At 72.0% G+C, this 14,410-nt stretch carries 12 protein-coding genes and 1 pseudogene; 5 read left to right on the forward strand and 8 right to left on the reverse strand.

What is annotated here, in order from left to right; genetic code table 11:
• Positions 1–83 precede the first annotated feature (83 nt).
• From FLV34_RS16930 to FLV34_RS16955, 6 genes and pseudogenes are all read right to left on the reverse strand, one after another.
• Complete coding sequence (locus tag FLV34_RS16930) at positions 84–845, reverse strand: SDR family NAD(P)-dependent oxidoreductase (protein WP_261985808.1); 762 nt, start codon at positions 843–845, stop codon at positions 84–86.
• 57 nt (positions 846–902) lie between these two features.
• Positions 903–3,179, reverse strand: a complete 2,277-nt coding sequence (locus FLV34_RS16935) for a tetratricopeptide repeat protein (RefSeq protein WP_147943539.1) — start codon at positions 3,177–3,179, stop codon at positions 903–905.
• Between the two features lie 66 nt (positions 3,180–3,245).
• Positions 3,246–4,013, reverse strand: coding sequence for a hypothetical protein (locus tag FLV34_RS16940; RefSeq protein WP_142650558.1), 768 nt, complete (start codon positions 4,011–4,013; stop codon positions 3,246–3,248).
• 74 nt (positions 4,014–4,087) lie between these two features.
• Complete coding sequence (gene dapF / locus FLV34_RS16945; RefSeq protein ID WP_142650557.1) at positions 4,088–4,900, reverse strand: diaminopimelate epimerase; 813 nt, start codon at positions 4,898–4,900, stop codon at positions 4,088–4,090.
• Between the two features lie 9 nt (positions 4,901–4,909).
• Positions 4,910–5,806 (reverse strand): annotated as a pseudogene (gene miaA / locus FLV34_RS16950) (tRNA (adenosine(37)-N6)-dimethylallyltransferase MiaA).
• Positions 5,807–5,849: 43 nt separating this feature from the next.
• Positions 5,850–6,383: a methylated-DNA--[protein]-cysteine S-methyltransferase gene (locus tag FLV34_RS16955; protein WP_142650555.1), complete on the reverse strand. Its 534-nt coding sequence runs from the start codon at positions 6,381–6,383 to the stop codon at positions 5,850–5,852.
• A 42-nt stretch (positions 6,384–6,425) separates the two neighbouring features.
• Here FLV34_RS16955 and FLV34_RS16960 point away from each other — a divergent pair, with 42 nt between their 5' ends.
• Positions 6,426–7,121 (forward strand): class III extradiol dioxygenase subunit B-like domain-containing protein, encoded by a 696-nt coding sequence (locus FLV34_RS16960; RefSeq protein WP_147943540.1) that lies wholly within the window; start codon positions 6,426–6,428, stop codon positions 7,119–7,121.
• On the opposite strand, the gene FLV34_RS16965 is transcribed toward FLV34_RS16960, so the two are convergent.
• Positions 7,094–8,044, reverse strand: a complete 951-nt coding sequence (locus FLV34_RS16965; protein WP_142650553.1) for a ribonuclease Z — start codon at positions 8,042–8,044, stop codon at positions 7,094–7,096. The two genes, FLV34_RS16960 and FLV34_RS16965, sit on opposite strands and share 28 nt — an antisense overlap.
• A gap of 229 nt (positions 8,045–8,273) precedes the next feature.
• Between FLV34_RS16965 and FLV34_RS16970 the strand changes: the two genes are divergently transcribed.
• Positions 8,274–9,104 carry a hypothetical protein gene (locus FLV34_RS16970; RefSeq protein WP_147943541.1) on the forward strand — a complete coding sequence of 277 codons (831 nt, stop codon included), beginning with the start codon at positions 8,274–8,276 and terminating at the stop codon, positions 9,102–9,104.
• A 265-nt stretch (positions 9,105–9,369) separates the two neighbouring features.
• On the opposite strand, the gene miaB is transcribed toward FLV34_RS16970, so the two are convergent.
• A complete protein-coding gene (miaB, locus tag FLV34_RS16975) occupies positions 9,370–10,890 on the reverse strand; it encodes a tRNA (N6-isopentenyl adenosine(37)-C2)-methylthiotransferase MiaB (RefSeq protein WP_147943542.1) in 1,521 nt (506 codons plus the stop codon).
• A 277-nt stretch (positions 10,891–11,167) separates the two neighbouring features.
• Between miaB and FLV34_RS16980 the strand changes: the two genes are divergently transcribed.
• The 3 genes from FLV34_RS16980 (at position 11,168) to FLV34_RS16990 (ending at position 14,391) form a co-directional block, all read left to right on the forward strand.
• Positions 11,168–12,583, forward strand: a complete 1,416-nt coding sequence (locus tag FLV34_RS16980) for a cell wall metabolism sensor histidine kinase WalK (protein ID WP_142650550.1) — start codon at positions 11,168–11,170, stop codon at positions 12,581–12,583.
• A 173-nt stretch (positions 12,584–12,756) separates the two neighbouring features.
• The gene (locus FLV34_RS16985; protein WP_142650549.1) at positions 12,757–13,512 is read left to right on the forward strand and encodes an amino acid ABC transporter ATP-binding protein; all 756 of its coding nucleotides are present in this window, start codon (positions 12,757–12,759) and stop codon (positions 13,510–13,512) included.
• Between the two features lie 45 nt (positions 13,513–13,557).
• Entirely contained in the window at positions 13,558–14,391 is an 834-nt protein-coding gene (locus FLV34_RS16990; protein ID WP_142650548.1) for a glutamate ABC transporter substrate-binding protein, read from the forward strand.
• Positions 14,392–14,410: the final 19 nt, after the last annotated feature.

Consider the following 14,410-nt stretch of genomic DNA (forward strand, 5'->3'; position numbering starts at 1 on the left):
GCACGGCGAGGCCGCGCCGACGTCGTCACGGGCTCAGGACCGAAAACGCCGCGCGGCGAGGGGCGGGCGGTGTCACGACGGGCTCAGGTGACGAGGATGCCCCCGTCGACCGGGAGCACGGCCCCGGTGACGTACGAACCGGCGTCAGAGGCGAGGAAGACGGCGGCGGCGACGAGCTCCTCCGGATCGCCGGAGCGCTTCATCAGCACCCGCTGCTCCCGCATGCGGTCGAGATAGCCGCCGGGATACCGCGCGGTCATCTCGGAGTCGAAGAAACCCGGCTCCAGGCAGTTGACCCGGATGCCCCGTCGCGAGGTCCACTGCTGGGCGAGGTCACGGGTGAGCCCGACGACAGCGGCCTTCGACGCGCTGTAGGCCGCCTGCGGCAGCCCGGCCGTGGTCTCGCCGAGCACGCTGCCGATGTTGACGATCGACGAGCCCGGCCGCATGACCCGGGCGCAGGCCTGGGCCATCCAGTAGGTGCCGTTCAGGTTCACGTCGAGCACCCGGCGGAACTCTCCGGGCGTCTCCCGCAGTGCGGGCACGGCCGTGCCGACGCCCGCGTTGTTGATCAGCACGTCGACGCGGCCGAACTCGCCCATGGCCGCGTCGACGAGGGCCTGACACTCCTCGGGGACCGACACGTCGGTCGGGACCGCGAGGCAGCGGCGGCCGGTCTCCTCGACCAGCCGCCGGGTGCGCTCCAGCCCTTCGGGACGGCGGGCCCCGATCACCACGTCGGCGCCCGCCTCCGCCAGACCCCTGGCGAAGGCGACGCCGAGCCCCGCCGAGGCCCCCGTCACGATGGCCACCCTGCCGTCAAGACGGAACCGGTCCAGGATCACGCCGCCTCCTCGCTCACGAATCGAACCGACTCTAGAGCAAGGTTCCGCCGACACGGATCAGAGGCCGTACTCCTTGGAGATCCGCTCGTGCCGCTCGGCCTCGATGCCGACCTCGCGGGCGAGGTCGAGCCACGCGAGCGGGTGGGACCACTGCTCGGTCACGTCGTCGAGAACGGCGTCCAGCTCCGCCGGACGCACGGTGGGCGGGATCGCGATCCAGCCGAACACGCCGGGAAGCTGCTCGCCGGTGGCCGGGTGGGTGACGCGGTAGTTCTCGTCGCTGTAGACCCACATGGGCCAGCCGCGCTCGGCGAGGACCTCGTTGAACTCGGCCCACTCGTCCTCCGACGGCGCCGCGCCGTCGAAGAACCAGCTCGTGTAGCCGCCCGGGCGCAGCATCGTCACCCCGGCGAACGGGATGACGAAGCTCTCGCGCTCCTGCTCGTTCTCCGGGATCGGCTCCAGCGGCCGGGGGTCGATCACGACCACGTCGCCCGCGTTGTATTCCATGCCGCGCGGCTGCGGGATCGCGAGGCGTGCGGTGGCCGGGCCGGTCCGTACGGCGAGCACCTCCCGCTGGCTGCCGTCGGGAGCGGGGAGGATCACCCGGACCAGGTGCCACTCCTCCTCGATCGGGCCCTCTCCCGGCTCGATCGGCATGCCGAGCTTGGCGCCGGCGGCACGAACGGTCGCCCAGTCCTCCACGGCGGTGGACAGCACGATGAGCCGCCAGACGTCCTCCTCCTCGCCCTCACCGGAGTCGAGGAGCGGCTTGAGGATCTCGGCCGCCTTGGAGTTGTCGCCGAGCTGCTGCACCGCGCCCGACCACAGACGGCGCGCTTCCAGGCCGCTTCCGTGGGCGACCGCCTGCTCGGCCTCGGCCGCCGTCTGCTCCCAGCGCTCGCGGGCGCGGTGCAGCCGGGCGAGCGCGAGGTGCGAACGGATCTCCGGCAGCCGGGCCGCCAGCGTCTCCACCCGCTCGTCCTGCCCGGCCTCGATGAGCAGGCCGGTGAGGTAGGAGATGTCGTCGTCGCCGGCTGCGGCGGGGTCGCCGTCCTCGACGATCGTCTTCCAGTAGAGGTCGGCGCCCACCGGGGCGTAGCCGAGGAAGCCGAGCGTCGTGGTGTGGCGCCGGGTGGCCTCCAGGTCGGTGCCGGACAGCGGCCACAGCCAGCCCACCCACCGCTCGGGGTCGGCGGTGCTGCCGTCGGCGGCGTCGAAGTAGGCGACGAGCTCGTCACGCGGGCCGGGCGGCGCGAGCTCCTTGGCGGCGTCGGCGGCGGCGCGCAGCTCGGCCACCCGCTCGGCCAGGCCCTCGGTGGCGCGGAGACTGGCGATCGCGGCCTCGGCGTAGTCGGCCAGCAGGCGGGCCTGCCACAGGCCCTGCCGCGCGACGGCCAGGTGACCGGCGGTCAGCGCCAGCTCGAACCTGGCGCGGTGGCCGCCCACGCTCTCGAAGTAGGAGATCCACTGTCGCAGGATGCGGCCGAGCTGCCAGGTGTTGGCGATGCCCTCGGTGAGCATGCCGACCGTGCGCGCCCACTCCACCCACTCGCGCGCGTGGTCGCCGATCACGTCGAGGTCGGGCAGCGCTTCGACGGCCTCCGGGATGCGGCCGAGCGTGGCCAGCACCTGCGACTTGAGCAGGGTCTCGCGGCGGCCCTTCGCGACCGGGTCGTCCGGCTTGAAGCCGGTCGAGGCGTCGAGCGCGGCCAGGGCGTCGTCCGCGCGCCCGGCGGCGAGCAGGGCACGCGCGGAGGCGGCGCCCAGCTCCCAGCTCGCCTCTCGGCCCGCTCCGCGCAGGCGCTCGACCGCCGCCTCGGCGTACGCGACGGCCTCGGCCGCCTGGCCGGCGTCGATCAGCGCCGCGACGTACTGCGTGGCCAGGCCGGAGAAGGCGAGGGACTCCGGGCCGACGCCGTCGAGGACGGCGCCCAGGGCGGCGAGCCGGGTCTCGGCATAACCGGGGCCGTCGGTGTTGGCCTGGGTCATCGCCAGGACCTCCACCGCGCCGGGGGCGGCAGGACAGTCGCTGACGTCGTCACGCTGGGCGAAGTCCGCCAGCGCGACGGCGTCCTCGAGCGCCGCCGCGCCGATCGCCCGGTCGCCCACCCGGCCGAGCAGGTGCCAGTAGCGCGCGAAGAACTCCAGCCACGGCTTCTCCAGCGTCTCCGCGTGCTGCGCGATCGCCGGCGCCACGACGTCGAGCTGGGTGAAACGGCCCTCCAGCGCCTGCGCGGGCACGTCACCCAGCGCCATGGCCAGCCCCGTGTTGCCCGCCTCGTGCAGTTCGCGCTGGGTGCCGCCGACCCAGGCCCAGATGTCCACGTCCATGAGCAGTCAGTCTGCCAGGTTGCCGACCATGACCCAAACGAACGCGGCCTTCGGCTCCCCGGCGCGTCAGCGCGCCCGGCCCGCCAGGGACGCCTCCCGGAGCAGGGCGCACAGCTCGGTGAGCTCCGCCGGGCCGAGCACCGCGTACGCGCGGGCGACGAGGTCGTCGGTCAGCGCCTCTGCCCTGGCCCTGCGCTCCACCGCCTCCGCCGACGGCGCGGGGTAGGGCTCGGGCCAGGCGAGGAAGCGGGCGACATCGGTGGTGCGGCCGTAAGGAACGGGGGTCCCGGCGTCGGCGGCGCCCACGAGGGTGGCCTCCAGCGGGCCGAGTCCCTCCGCCACCACGGCCGTCGCATGCCAGGCGCCGCGCAGTTCCCGCACGACGTGCAGCAGGTGTGCCACGAGGGCGGGCCCGCCGTCGGGCCGCGGCATGGCCCGCCATCCGGCGAACAGCGGCGCGCAGTAGACGTCCGCGCCGTCGGCGACGGTGGCGAGCAGCTCGGCCAGCCGGTCGGCGTTTGCGAAGCCGGCGAGCCTGCGCCGCCCCCAGTCGTGGCAGGCCCCTGCGTAGAGCGCGGCGGCCTCCTCCGCGGGGAGTTTGCGCCCGCCCTCCCACGACTCGCGCACGTGCCCGGCCGGGAAGAAGACGACCGCCGCGAGCACGACGTCGGCGTCCACCTCGCCGAGGACGCCGCACCTGCCCCGGAAGTACATCTCCCGTGGGCCGAGACCGTGCCGCTCGCACAGCGCCTTGACCTCGCGGGAGAGCATGAAGCCCCCGCCGAGGGCCCCGACGACCGCCTTCGTCTCCACCACCGCGTCACGCGCGTCCATGCGCCCTCCTCGGTCCGGTCTCCCAGACTCACGGTGGCGGATCAGAACAAGATTCTGCAAGTCCTCCGGAACGATCAGAGGACGGCGGGCCACTCCCCCGAGGCGACGAGGACGGCCGGGCCGGACAGATAGCTCGTGTCCTCCTCCAGCCTGACGGTGACCGTGCCGCCGAGGACCCGGACCTCCCAGGTGCCGGTGGTCTCCCCGGCGGCATGGGCCGCGGCGACGGCCGTCGCGACCGCGCCGGTGCCGCACGACCGCGTCTCGCCCGCGCCCCGCTCGTGCACCCGCATCGACACCTTGTGGTCGCCCAGCATGTTGAAGATCTCGACGTTGACGCCCTCGGGGTAGACCCCGCGGTCGAAGGCGGGCGCGCGGCCGAGGTCGAACCCCGCCACCGGCTCCTCCACGGCGCACGCCAGGTGGGGGTTGCCCATGTTCACGTTCACGCCGCGGCACTCGCGCCCGTCGACCACCGCGCTGCTGTCCCCCAGCACCCGCGGCATGCCCATGTCCACGGTCACGTCGCCCGTCGCCCCGAGCCGTACGCGCTTGAGGCCCCCGCGGGTGGCGACGGCGAACTCGCCGGGCGCCGCGAGGCCCGCGTCCACGAGATAGCGGGCGAAGACCCGGACGCCGTTGCCGCACATCTCGGCGACGCTGCCGTCGGCGTTGCGGTAGTCCATGAACCACTCGGCCTCGCCGGCCAGCCCGGCCGCCTCGGGACAGAGCTTGGTGCGCACCACGCGCAGCACCCCGTCGGCGCCGATGCCCGCGCGCCGGTCGCACAGCGCCGCGACGTCCACCGGGGACAGGTCGAGCGTGGCGTCGGCGTCCGGCAGGATGACGAAGTCGTTCTCGGTGCCGTGGCCCTTCAGAAACCGCATGGCAGCAGTCTAGGAGGCCTCGGTGATCACGCGGATCGCGCGGTCGGCCAGATCGGGCGCGTCGAACGGCAGCCAGACCACCCGGGGGTCGCGGCGGAACCACGACTCCTGCCGCCGGGCGAACCTGCGCGTGGCGCGCACCGTCTCCTCCCGCGCCTGCTCCTCGGTCCACTCCCCCGAGAGGAAGCGCAGCACCTGCGCGTACCCGAGCGCCCTGCTGGCGGTCCTGCCCTCCGCCAGGCCGCGCGCCGCGAGCGCGCGCACCTCGTCGACGAGCCCGGCCTCCCACATGAGGGCGACCCTGCGTTCGATCCGCTCGTCGAGCACCGGCCGCGGCACCTCGACGCCGATCTGCACGCTGTCATAGACGGCGTCGTACGACGGCATCGTGGCGGAGAACGGCCGCCCGGACAGCTCGATGACCTCCAGCGCCCGGACGATCCTGCGGCCGTTGCTCGGCAGGATGTTCTCCGCGGCCACCGGGTCGAGGCCCTTGAGCCGCTCGTAAAGGGGCGCCGGGCCGGTCGCGGCGAGCTCCTTCTACAGCCGGGCCCGCACGTCGGGGTCGGTGCCCGGGAACTCCAGGTCGTCGATCGCGGCGCGCACGTAGAGCCCGGATCCGCCCGCCAGCACGGGCGCCCTGCCGCGGGAGCGCAGCTCCTCGATCAGCGGGCGGACGAGCCGCTGGTATTCCGCCACGCTGGCGGTCCGCGTCACCGGCCAGAGGTCCAGCAGGGGGTGGGGGACGCCGCGCCGCTCCCGCATGGTCAGCTTGGCCGTGCCGATGTCCATGCCCTCGTAGAGCTGCATGGAGTCGGTGTTGATCACCTCGCCGTCCAGCCGGAGCGCCAGCTCGACGGCGAGATCTGACTTTCCCGCCGCGGTCGCGCCCACGACGGCGATCACAGGTAGCTGCCCCACACCCTCCAGTGTCCCAGCGGCGGAGAGGTCAGATGTCCCAGTCCAGGGTGGGAGGCAGGTGGCCTTCGAGGGTGAGCAGCCACCGCTTGGACTCCACGCCCTCGCCGCCGCTGAAGCCGCCGAGCCCGTTGCTCGCGACGACCCGGTGGCACGGCACGATGATCGGGATCGGGTTGGCGCCCATGATCGAGCCGATGGCCCGCGCCGGGACCCCCGTGCCGCTGCGCGCCGCCAGCTCCCCGTACGTCACCACCTCGCCGTACGGGACGGTCGCGAACAACGTGCCGAGGACCTGCCGCTGGAGCGGCGACATGAGCCGCCAGTCCACCGGCACGCGGAACTCCTTCAGCTCGCCCCGGAAGTAGGCCGTCAGTTCCTCCCGGGCGGCGGCCGTACGGGCCGGGTCGTCGGCGACGGCCATCCCGAGACGATCGGCGACGCTCTCCCTGAACCGGGGGCCGTCCTGGAAGTGCGTCGCGACGACCCCGTCTTCGGTGACGGCGGCGACCACGTCGCCCACCTTGGCCGGTACGGTCGCGAACGCCACCGTGCTGCTGTCCATGCGTCCCATTCTGCGCGCGCCCGGGCGGGGTAGGGTGATCGGGTGCTGGTCGCCGCTGCCGTCTGCCCGCATCCTCCGCTGCTCGTCCCGCAGGTCGCCGGGGCCGCCGCACCCGAACTCGACGATCTTCGCGCGGCCTGCGCCGCCGCGGTCGGCTCGCTTCTCGACGCCCGCGCCGACGTGCTGGCCGTGGCCGGCGGCGCCGACGCCACCGCGTCCTTCCCCGGCGACGCCGCGGGGACGCTGCGCCCGTGGGGCCCGGACGTACGGGTCGGCCCGGGCGATCCCGTCCTGCCCCTGTCGCTGACGATCGGCCGCTGGCTGCTGGAACAGGCGTCGTCCGGAGGCGACCTGCCCGCGCTGCGGTTCGAGGCGGTCGGGTTCGACGCCCCGCCGGGCGAGTGCGCCGCGCTGGGCCGCCGCCTGGCGGACTCGGCGGGGCGGGGGGCGCTGCTGGTGATGGGCGACGGCTCGGCCAGGCGCACCGAGAAGGCGCCGGGTTACATCCACCCCGGCGCGGTGCCGTACGACGAGGTGATCGCCGCCGCGCTCGCCTCTGGCGACGCCGGCCGCCTGCTGGGCCTCGACCCCGGCGAGGCGCGGGAGCTGTGGGCGGCGGGCCGCGCGGCCCTCCAGGTCCTCGGCGGCGCGGCCCGGACGGCACCCGCCGCCTGCGAGCTGATGTATGACGACGCGCCGTACGGCGTGGGCTACTTCGCCGCCCGCTGGGCCTGGTAGTCCGCGCGCTTCGGCACGGGGACGCGCATGAGGTCGCGCGCCGTCACGACGTCCCCGGCGTAGGACGTGCGCACCTCGTCGACGAAGCGCGGCTCGTCCGCCGTCGTGTAGCGCTCGGAGAAGTGGGTGAGCACCAGCCGCCGCACCCCGCAGGCCGCCGCGATCCGCCCCGCCTGGGCCGCCGTCAGGTGCCCGTACTGCGCGGCCAGCGCGCTCTCGTCCGACAGGAAGGTCGACTCGATCACCAACAGGTCGACGCCGTCGGCCAGGGCGAACGCGCCGTCGCACATCCGGGTGTCCATCACGAAGGCGGCGCTCTGGCCCGGCTTGGGGGCGCTGCACTCGTCGAGCGTGACGGTCGTGCCGTCGGGCAGGGTCAGCGAGCCGTGCCGCTGAAGCTCGCCGATCATCCGTCCGCGCACGCCCCGCCTGGCCAGTTCGCCGGGCAGCATGCGGCGTCCGCCCGGCTCGTCCACGCGATAGCCGTACGACTGGACGGGATGCGACAGCGGCCGCGCGGTCAGCGTCACGGGTCCCGCCGGCCACCGGGTCACCTCGCCGGAGACCGGACGCGGCGCGATCACGTCGGTGTCGGCGAAGGCCGACGCGTTGCGCAGCCTGCCCCAGTACGTCTCGCCGCTCGCGGGGTAGGCCGCCCGCACCTCGTGGGTCACCTTGTCCCTGGCGATCCGCTGGACCACGCCGGGCACTCCCAGGCAGTGGTCGCCGTGGAAGTGCGTGACGCAGATCCAGGTGATGTCGTGCGCGCTCACCCCGGCGTGCAGCATCTGCCGCTGGGTGCCCTCGCCCGGGTCGAACAGGAACCCTTCGCCGTCCCAGCGCAGCAGATAACCGTTGTGGTTGCGGTGACGCGTGGGCACCGCGCTGGAGGTGCCGAGGACGACCAGTTCACGAACGGACACACGGCGATGCTAGGACGTGTCCGGCAACCGCCGCGTGCGGAGGCATCGGTCGTACGCGGCGTTTCTATGGAAATTGCCTCACTCACTAATATCAGGGACATTTTTCGCGACAATGGCCGTCGGCATATTTGGAGTCCCCGGTAATCGGCGGAACCGCCGCGGGAATTCACATGCGGCGGGCAGACTGAGAAATCGGAAACGACTGCCCGCCGCACGGAAGATCACGACCTTGCCGGATTTCTCCCCAACCCCGCGGCACCGCCGCGAAGGTCACCCCGTTCTCGCCCTCACGGGCGTCGTCGGCGTGATCGCCGTCGCCGGGCTCGGCGTCGTGCTGGCCGTCCTGTCCGGTCGGACCCCCGCGCCCCCGCCCGCCCCGCCGGTGGCCGTCGACCTGGGCGCCGCGGCCACACCGGCACGTCCGGTGCCGGGATCGCCCGCCGCCGACCCCTTCTTCCCGTCGGAAACCGCACCGCCCGATCATGCGTCCGAGCTGCCGGAAACGGAACCGGAACGCGCGGCCGGACATCACGACGAGACCGGAGAAGCGGTCACGCGAGACGGCGCGGAGAACAATTCGGGAAACGACCCGAAAAAGGGGCAGCCGGTGAAAAAACAGCCGGTTCGGGAGCCGCGGGCGCATCGACGCGACGCACCACCGCCCGGCCGCGAGATCGAATCGTCACGGTCGTCCCGGCGTCCCGCCCCGGCGGCGCGCCCCTCCTCCGGGTCCCGGACGCCCTCGACGTCCTCGTCGTCACAGGGCGGCGGAGGCGACTCCGCTGACGGCCTGCCCGGGGAGGCGCGGCAGCCGCGACCGGCCCGCATGGCTCCGCAGGACGCCCGGCAGCAGACCGCACGCGGCTCCACGAGCGACGCCACGATGGCCGAGACCACGAAAGCCGGGAACACCGCGTCCAAGAGCGCTGCGTCCAAGAGCGCCGGGGACACGGACCCGTCCGGCGCGGCGAGCACCCGGGTCGAGGACCCCTGCCTGCAGTTCGACGACGAACTGCGGCGCGCCTACTGCTACGACGTCCTGCGCGCCCTCGGCCAGTGAACGTCGTGTGCCCGCGCGATGGCCGGAATCAGCGGCCGGCCCAGCGTCCCGGAGCGTGCCCCGACCCGCGCCCTTGCCCTGACCTGCCCGACGGCCGGCCCAGCATCCGGGAGCGTGACCTGCCCGGCGACCTGGCCCGTGCCTGACCCGCGCCACTGACTCGCCCAGCGGGCCGGCCCACGGCCTGCCCGGTGCTCCGCTCAGCGGCGCGGCCGGTGACCCCCGTTGAACGCCCGGTGACCCGGCCGTCGCCGGACCCGACGCGTCAGACGGCCGAGCAGGCGGACGGCTCGGCGGGCAGCGGAGCGGGACGCCCGATGGGGGGCATTCCCAGGCTGACCGCGTTGCCCCGCTGCGGAGCGGCCTGCCGGGCCTCCCACGCGTCGCCCGCGCGGGTCCGCCGTACGGACAGGACCTTGTCGGCCACCAGGTGGTGCGGCGCGGCATAGGTCACCTCGACCGTGACCATGTCGCCGGGGCGCGCGTCGGCGGCGGCCTCGCCGGCGAGGTGGACGAGGCGGTTGTCGGCCGCCCGGCCGGACAGGCGGCGGGTGGCGTCGTCCTTGCGGCCCTCGCCCTCGGCGACCAGCACCTCCAGGGTGCGGCCGACCTGCTTCTTGTTCTCCTCCCAGGAGATCTCCTCCTGGAGGGCGACCAGGCGCTCGTAGCGCTCCTGGACGACTTCCTTGGGCACCTGGTCCTCCATCGTGGCGGCGGGGGTGCCGGGCCGGATGGAGTATTGGAACGTGAACGCGTTGGCGAAGCGCGACCGCCGTACGACGTCGAGGGTCTGCTGGAAGTCCTCCTCGGTCTCGCCGGGGAAGCCCACGATGATGTCGGTCGAGATCGCGGCGTCCGGCATCGCGGCCCGGACCCGCTCGATGATCCCGAGGTAGCGCTCGGACCGGTATGACCGGCGCATGGCCTTGAGGATGCGGGCGGAGCCGGACTGCAGCGGCATGTGCAACTGGTGCATCACGTTCGGCGTCTCGGCCATGGCGGCGATCACGTCGTCGGTGAAGGCGGCCGGGTGGGGCGAAGTGAAGCGGACCCGCTCCAGGCCCTCGATGTCGCCGCAGGCCCGCAGCAGCTTGCCGAACGCCAGCCGGTCGCCGAACTCCACGCCGTAGGTGTTGACGTTCTGCCCCAGCAGGGTGATCTCCAGGACGCCCTGGTCGACGAGCGTGCGCACCTCGTTGAGGATGTCGCCGGGACGGCGGTCCTTCTCCTTGCCGCGCAGCGACGGCACGATGCAGAACGTGCAGGTGTTGTTGCACCCGACCGAGATCGCCACCCAGGCCGCGTACGCCGACTCGCGGCGGCTCGGCAGCGTGGAGGGGAAGGTCTCCAGGGACTCCTTGATCTCGACCTGGGCCTCTTCGGCGATCCGGGCCCGCTCCAGCAGCACCGGCAGCGACCCGATGTTGTGAGTGCCGAAGACCACGTCCACCCACGGGGCCCGGCGGACGATCTCGCCCTGGTCCTTCTGCGCCAGGCACCCGCCGACCGCGATCTGCATGCCCTTGCGGGCCATCTTGATCGGTCTCAGGTGGCCCAGGTTGCCGTAGAGCCGGTTGTCGGCGTTCTCGCGTACGGCACAGGTGTTGAACACGACGACGTCCGGCGTGTCGCCTTCGGCCGCGCGGACGTATCCGGCGTCCTCCAGCAGCCCGGACAGCCGCTCCGAGTCGTGCACGTTCATCTGGCAGCCGTAGGTCCGCACCTCGTAGGTCCGGGCCGCGCTTTCGGCGCCCTGGGTCGTCGCAGTCTGTGTGGTCGCAGTCATCGCACTACCAGGGTAGGCGCTTCGCCGCCCCTGCCCGTACCCGAACGTCGCACACCCGGCTGCGACGTGACGCATGGCGAGCCCTGCCGGACCATGCCGGGCGCGGACCCAATCGCGGACCCAATCGTGGACACGGAGCCGCCGTCATGACCCCGGCTCGCTTCTTTCATTACCCAGGCTTGTAACAACGGAAAGTTTCGTTTTATTGAGTCATTCATGTCTATGTGGTGCCCTTGTGAGGGCAGAAACCAACGCTCCCCACCGATTGGCCGAAACGATGCCCAACTGGAACCGATCATCCATTCTCGTCCGCAGGACGGTCGGTTACTCCATCGCCGCAGCGCTGGTCTGCACCGGGGTCAGCCTGCTCTTCCTCTTCGTCGTGGGCAGCAAGGACGCCGACATGGCCCGGGACCGGGCCACCGGGGCGTGGGACCGCACGGTGCCCTTGATCAGGGAGGGATACCTCCCCTCCATGCTGCCGGCGGGCCGCGACATCGCGATCCAGGTCCTGAACACGCAGGGACAGGTCGTCGCGTCCACGCCGCAACTCGCGCACAAGCCCCCGATGGCCACCTTCCGCGCGCCCAGCGCGAGCGTGCACGCCGAACGGGTGCTGTGCCCTCCCGCCGGGCTGAAGGACTGCATGACCGTCTTCTCGTACAAGGTCTATCAGCCGGACGGGCCGTGGCTCCTCTACATCGCGGTTCCAACCGTCCCCTGGTTCGGGAACACGGCGGCGTTGTCCTTCGCGATCGGCATGTCCCTGCTCGCGACCGCGATGACGGCGGCCGGGACCTTCCACGTGGTCAAAAGGGACATGACCGCGGTGGACGCCATCCGCACGGAACTGGCGGAGATCACCGCCACCCATCTGCACCGCCGGGTCCCCGTGGCGTGCGACAACCAGGAGGAGATCAACCTCCTGGCCGGAACGGTGAACGACACCCTCGACCGGCTCGAAGGCGCGTACAAGCAACTGCGGCAGTTCACCTCGGACGCCTCGCACGACCTGCGCAGCCCCCTCACCGCCATGCGGACGCAGCTCGAAGACGCCCTCATGCATCCGGACGACACCGACTGGCCGAGGATGGCCGGGGCGGTGCTCACCGGCGTGGACCGGCTCCAGGCGATCGTGACCGACCTGCTGACCCTGGCCAGGCTGGACGCCCGCGCACCGCTCGACCTCAGTGCGACCGACCTCGGCCGGTTGGTCGGCGAGGAGCTCGACCGCCACGACTACCGGATGCGGATCGTGCGGGATCTCCGGCGGAACGTGTTCGTCGACTGCGACCCGCTGCGGATCACCCGCCTCCTGGTCAACCTGCTCGACAACGCCGAACGGCACGCCACCTCGCTGATCACCGTCAGCGTGCGGGCCGACGGGCCGACGGCGACGCTGGAGGTCCTCGACGACGGCGCCGGGATCGCCCCGGAACACCGGGAACGGGTCTTCGACCGCTTCACCCGGCTGGACGCCTCACGCGACCGAGACTCCGGGGGGACCGGGCTGGGGCTGGCGATCGCACGGGAGATCGCGGAAGCGCATCACGGCACGCTGACCATCCAGGACAGCGAAAAGGGAGCACGGTTCGTCCTGCGCCTGCCCGTCCGCGAAGCGCCGCAGACCTCCGGCCGCAGTTCGCACGGCACCGGTCATGCCGGCCTTTTCAGCTTTCCGGTCATTCGGTGAGTTCCCCGTCAGTCGATCAAGCCGCTCTCCGGCCCCGATGAGCCCCGTCCCACCGCCGGCCGCCGGAGCCGTACGGACAAACCGGGAGTGATGTCCTGAGCAGCCGGGATGTGATCTATTCGGTACCGCTCCGTTAGTGACGCGGCGACGTTGACCCCCCTACGTTGTTGACCATGACGGAGATCAGTGGTTCCGACCCGCTTGTCAGACTGGAGGGAGTCAACAAGCATTTCGGTCCCCTGCATGTGCTCAGGGACATCGACCTGAGCGTGGGCCGGGGCGAGGTGGTCGTCGTCATCGGCCCGTCCGGCAGCGGCAAGTCCACGCTGTGCCGGGTGATCAACCGGCTGGAGACTATCGACACCGGGACCATCGTCTTCGACGGGCGGGAGCTGCCCGCGGAGGGCCGGGCCCTGGCCCGCCTGCGGTCCGAGGTCGGGATGGTGTTCCAGTCCTTCAACCTCTTCTCGCACAAGACGATCCTGGAGAACGTCACGCTCGGCCCGACCAGGGTGCGCAAGGTCGCCCGGCAGCAGGCCGAGCAGCGGGGCATGGAACTGCTCGAACGGGTCGGCATCGCCACGCAGGCGGGCAAGTATCCCGCCCAGCTTTCCGGCGGCCAGCAGCAGCGCGCGGCCATCGCCCGCGCGCTGGCGATGGACCCCAAGATGATCCTTTTCGACGAGCCCACCTCGGCCCTCGACCCCGAGATGGTCCAGGAGGTGCTCGACGTGATGACCGGTCTGGCCAAGGACGGCATGACGATGATGGTCGTGACCCACGAGATGGGCTTCGCCCGCCGGGCGGCCAACCGGATCGTGTTCATGGCCGACGGCCAGATCGTCGAGGAGGGGTCGCCCTCGGAGTTCTTCACCCAGCCGAGCACCGAGCGCGCCCGCGACTTCCTCTCCAAGATCCTCACTCACTAGATCCCAGCTCACGACAAGCTCCACAAGAAGCGAAAGGTGACGCGGATGCGATTCGGAGCCGGCCTGCTCGCGCTGGCCGCCCTGGCCACCGGCCTGACTGCCTGCGGCAACTCCGGTGCGGACTCGATCGTCGACAAGGCCAAGAACGACAAGAAGCTCGTGGTCGGCATCAAGATCGACCAGCCGGGCTGGGGGCTGAAGAAGCCCGACGGCAGCTACGGCGGATTCGACGTCGACGTGGCGAGGTACGTCGCCAAGGAACTCGGCGTGCCGGAGAGCGGGATCACGTTCAAGGAGGCCCAGTCGGCCAACCGCGAGCCGTTCATCCAGCAGGGCCAGGTGGACATGGTCGTCGCGACCTACTCCATCACCGACGAGCGCAAGCAGAAGATCTCCTTCGCCGGGCCCTACCTGGTCACCGGACAGGACATCCTCGTCCGCGCCGACGACACCTCGATCACCGGGGTCGAGTCCCTCAAGGACAAGAAGGTCTGCGGCGCCCAGGGCTCGTCGTCGCCGAAGCGGCTCGCCGACAAGTTCGGGCCCGAGTGGGAGTCCAAGAACCTCACCCAGCAGCAGGGGTACGGCGCCTGCCTGCCGCTGCTGGAGAACAACCAGGTCGACGCCATCTCCACGGACGCGACGATCCTCGCCGGGTTCGCCGCCCAGTTCCCCGGCAAGTTCAAGCTGATCGGCCAGCCGTTCAGCGAGGAGCGGTACGGCATCGGCATCAAGAAGGACGACAAGGCCGGCCGTGACGCGATCAACAACGCCATCGAGAAGTTCTTCAACGACGGCAGCTGGCGTGCGGCCCTCGACGCCAACCTCGGCGAGTTCGGCAAGTACTTCACCACGCCGCCGGCCGTCGACCGCTACTAGGACGGCGCGGAAGCGGCAC

This window comes from Microbispora sp. CSR-4 (genome assembly GCF_008033685.1).
In the GTDB taxonomy this organism is placed as follows: Bacteria; Actinomycetota; Actinomycetes; order Streptosporangiales; family Streptosporangiaceae; genus Microbispora.

What these genes read in the sequence shown, in the direction of transcription:
- FLV34_RS16935 (WP_147943539.1), bottom strand. Translation starts at nt 3,179, where the DNA reads ATGGACGTGGACATCTGGGCCTGGGTCGGCGGCACCCAGCGCGAACTG.
- FLV34_RS16940 (WP_142650558.1), bottom strand. Translation starts at nt 4,013, where the DNA reads ATGGACGCGCGTGACGCGGTGGTGGAGACGAAGGCGGTCGTCGGGGCC.
- dapF (WP_142650557.1), bottom strand. Translation starts at nt 4,900, where the DNA reads ATGCGGTTTCTGAAGGGCCACGGCACCGAGAACGACTTCGTCATCCTG.
- FLV34_RS16955 (WP_142650555.1), bottom strand. Translation starts at nt 6,383, where the DNA reads ATGGACAGCAGCACGGTGGCGTTCGCGACCGTACCGGCCAAGGTGGGC.
- miaB (WP_147943542.1), bottom strand. Translation starts at nt 10,890, where the DNA reads ATGACTGCGACCACACAGACTGCGACGACCCAGGGCGCCGAAAGCGCG.
- FLV34_RS16980 (WP_142650550.1), top strand. Translation starts at nt 11,168, where the DNA reads ATGCCCAACTGGAACCGATCATCCATTCTCGTCCGCAGGACGGTCGGT.
- FLV34_RS16985 (WP_142650549.1), top strand. Translation starts at nt 12,757, where the DNA reads ATGACGGAGATCAGTGGTTCCGACCCGCTTGTCAGACTGGAGGGAGTC.
- FLV34_RS16990 (WP_142650548.1), top strand. Translation starts at nt 13,558, where the DNA reads ATGCGATTCGGAGCCGGCCTGCTCGCGCTGGCCGCCCTGGCCACCGGC.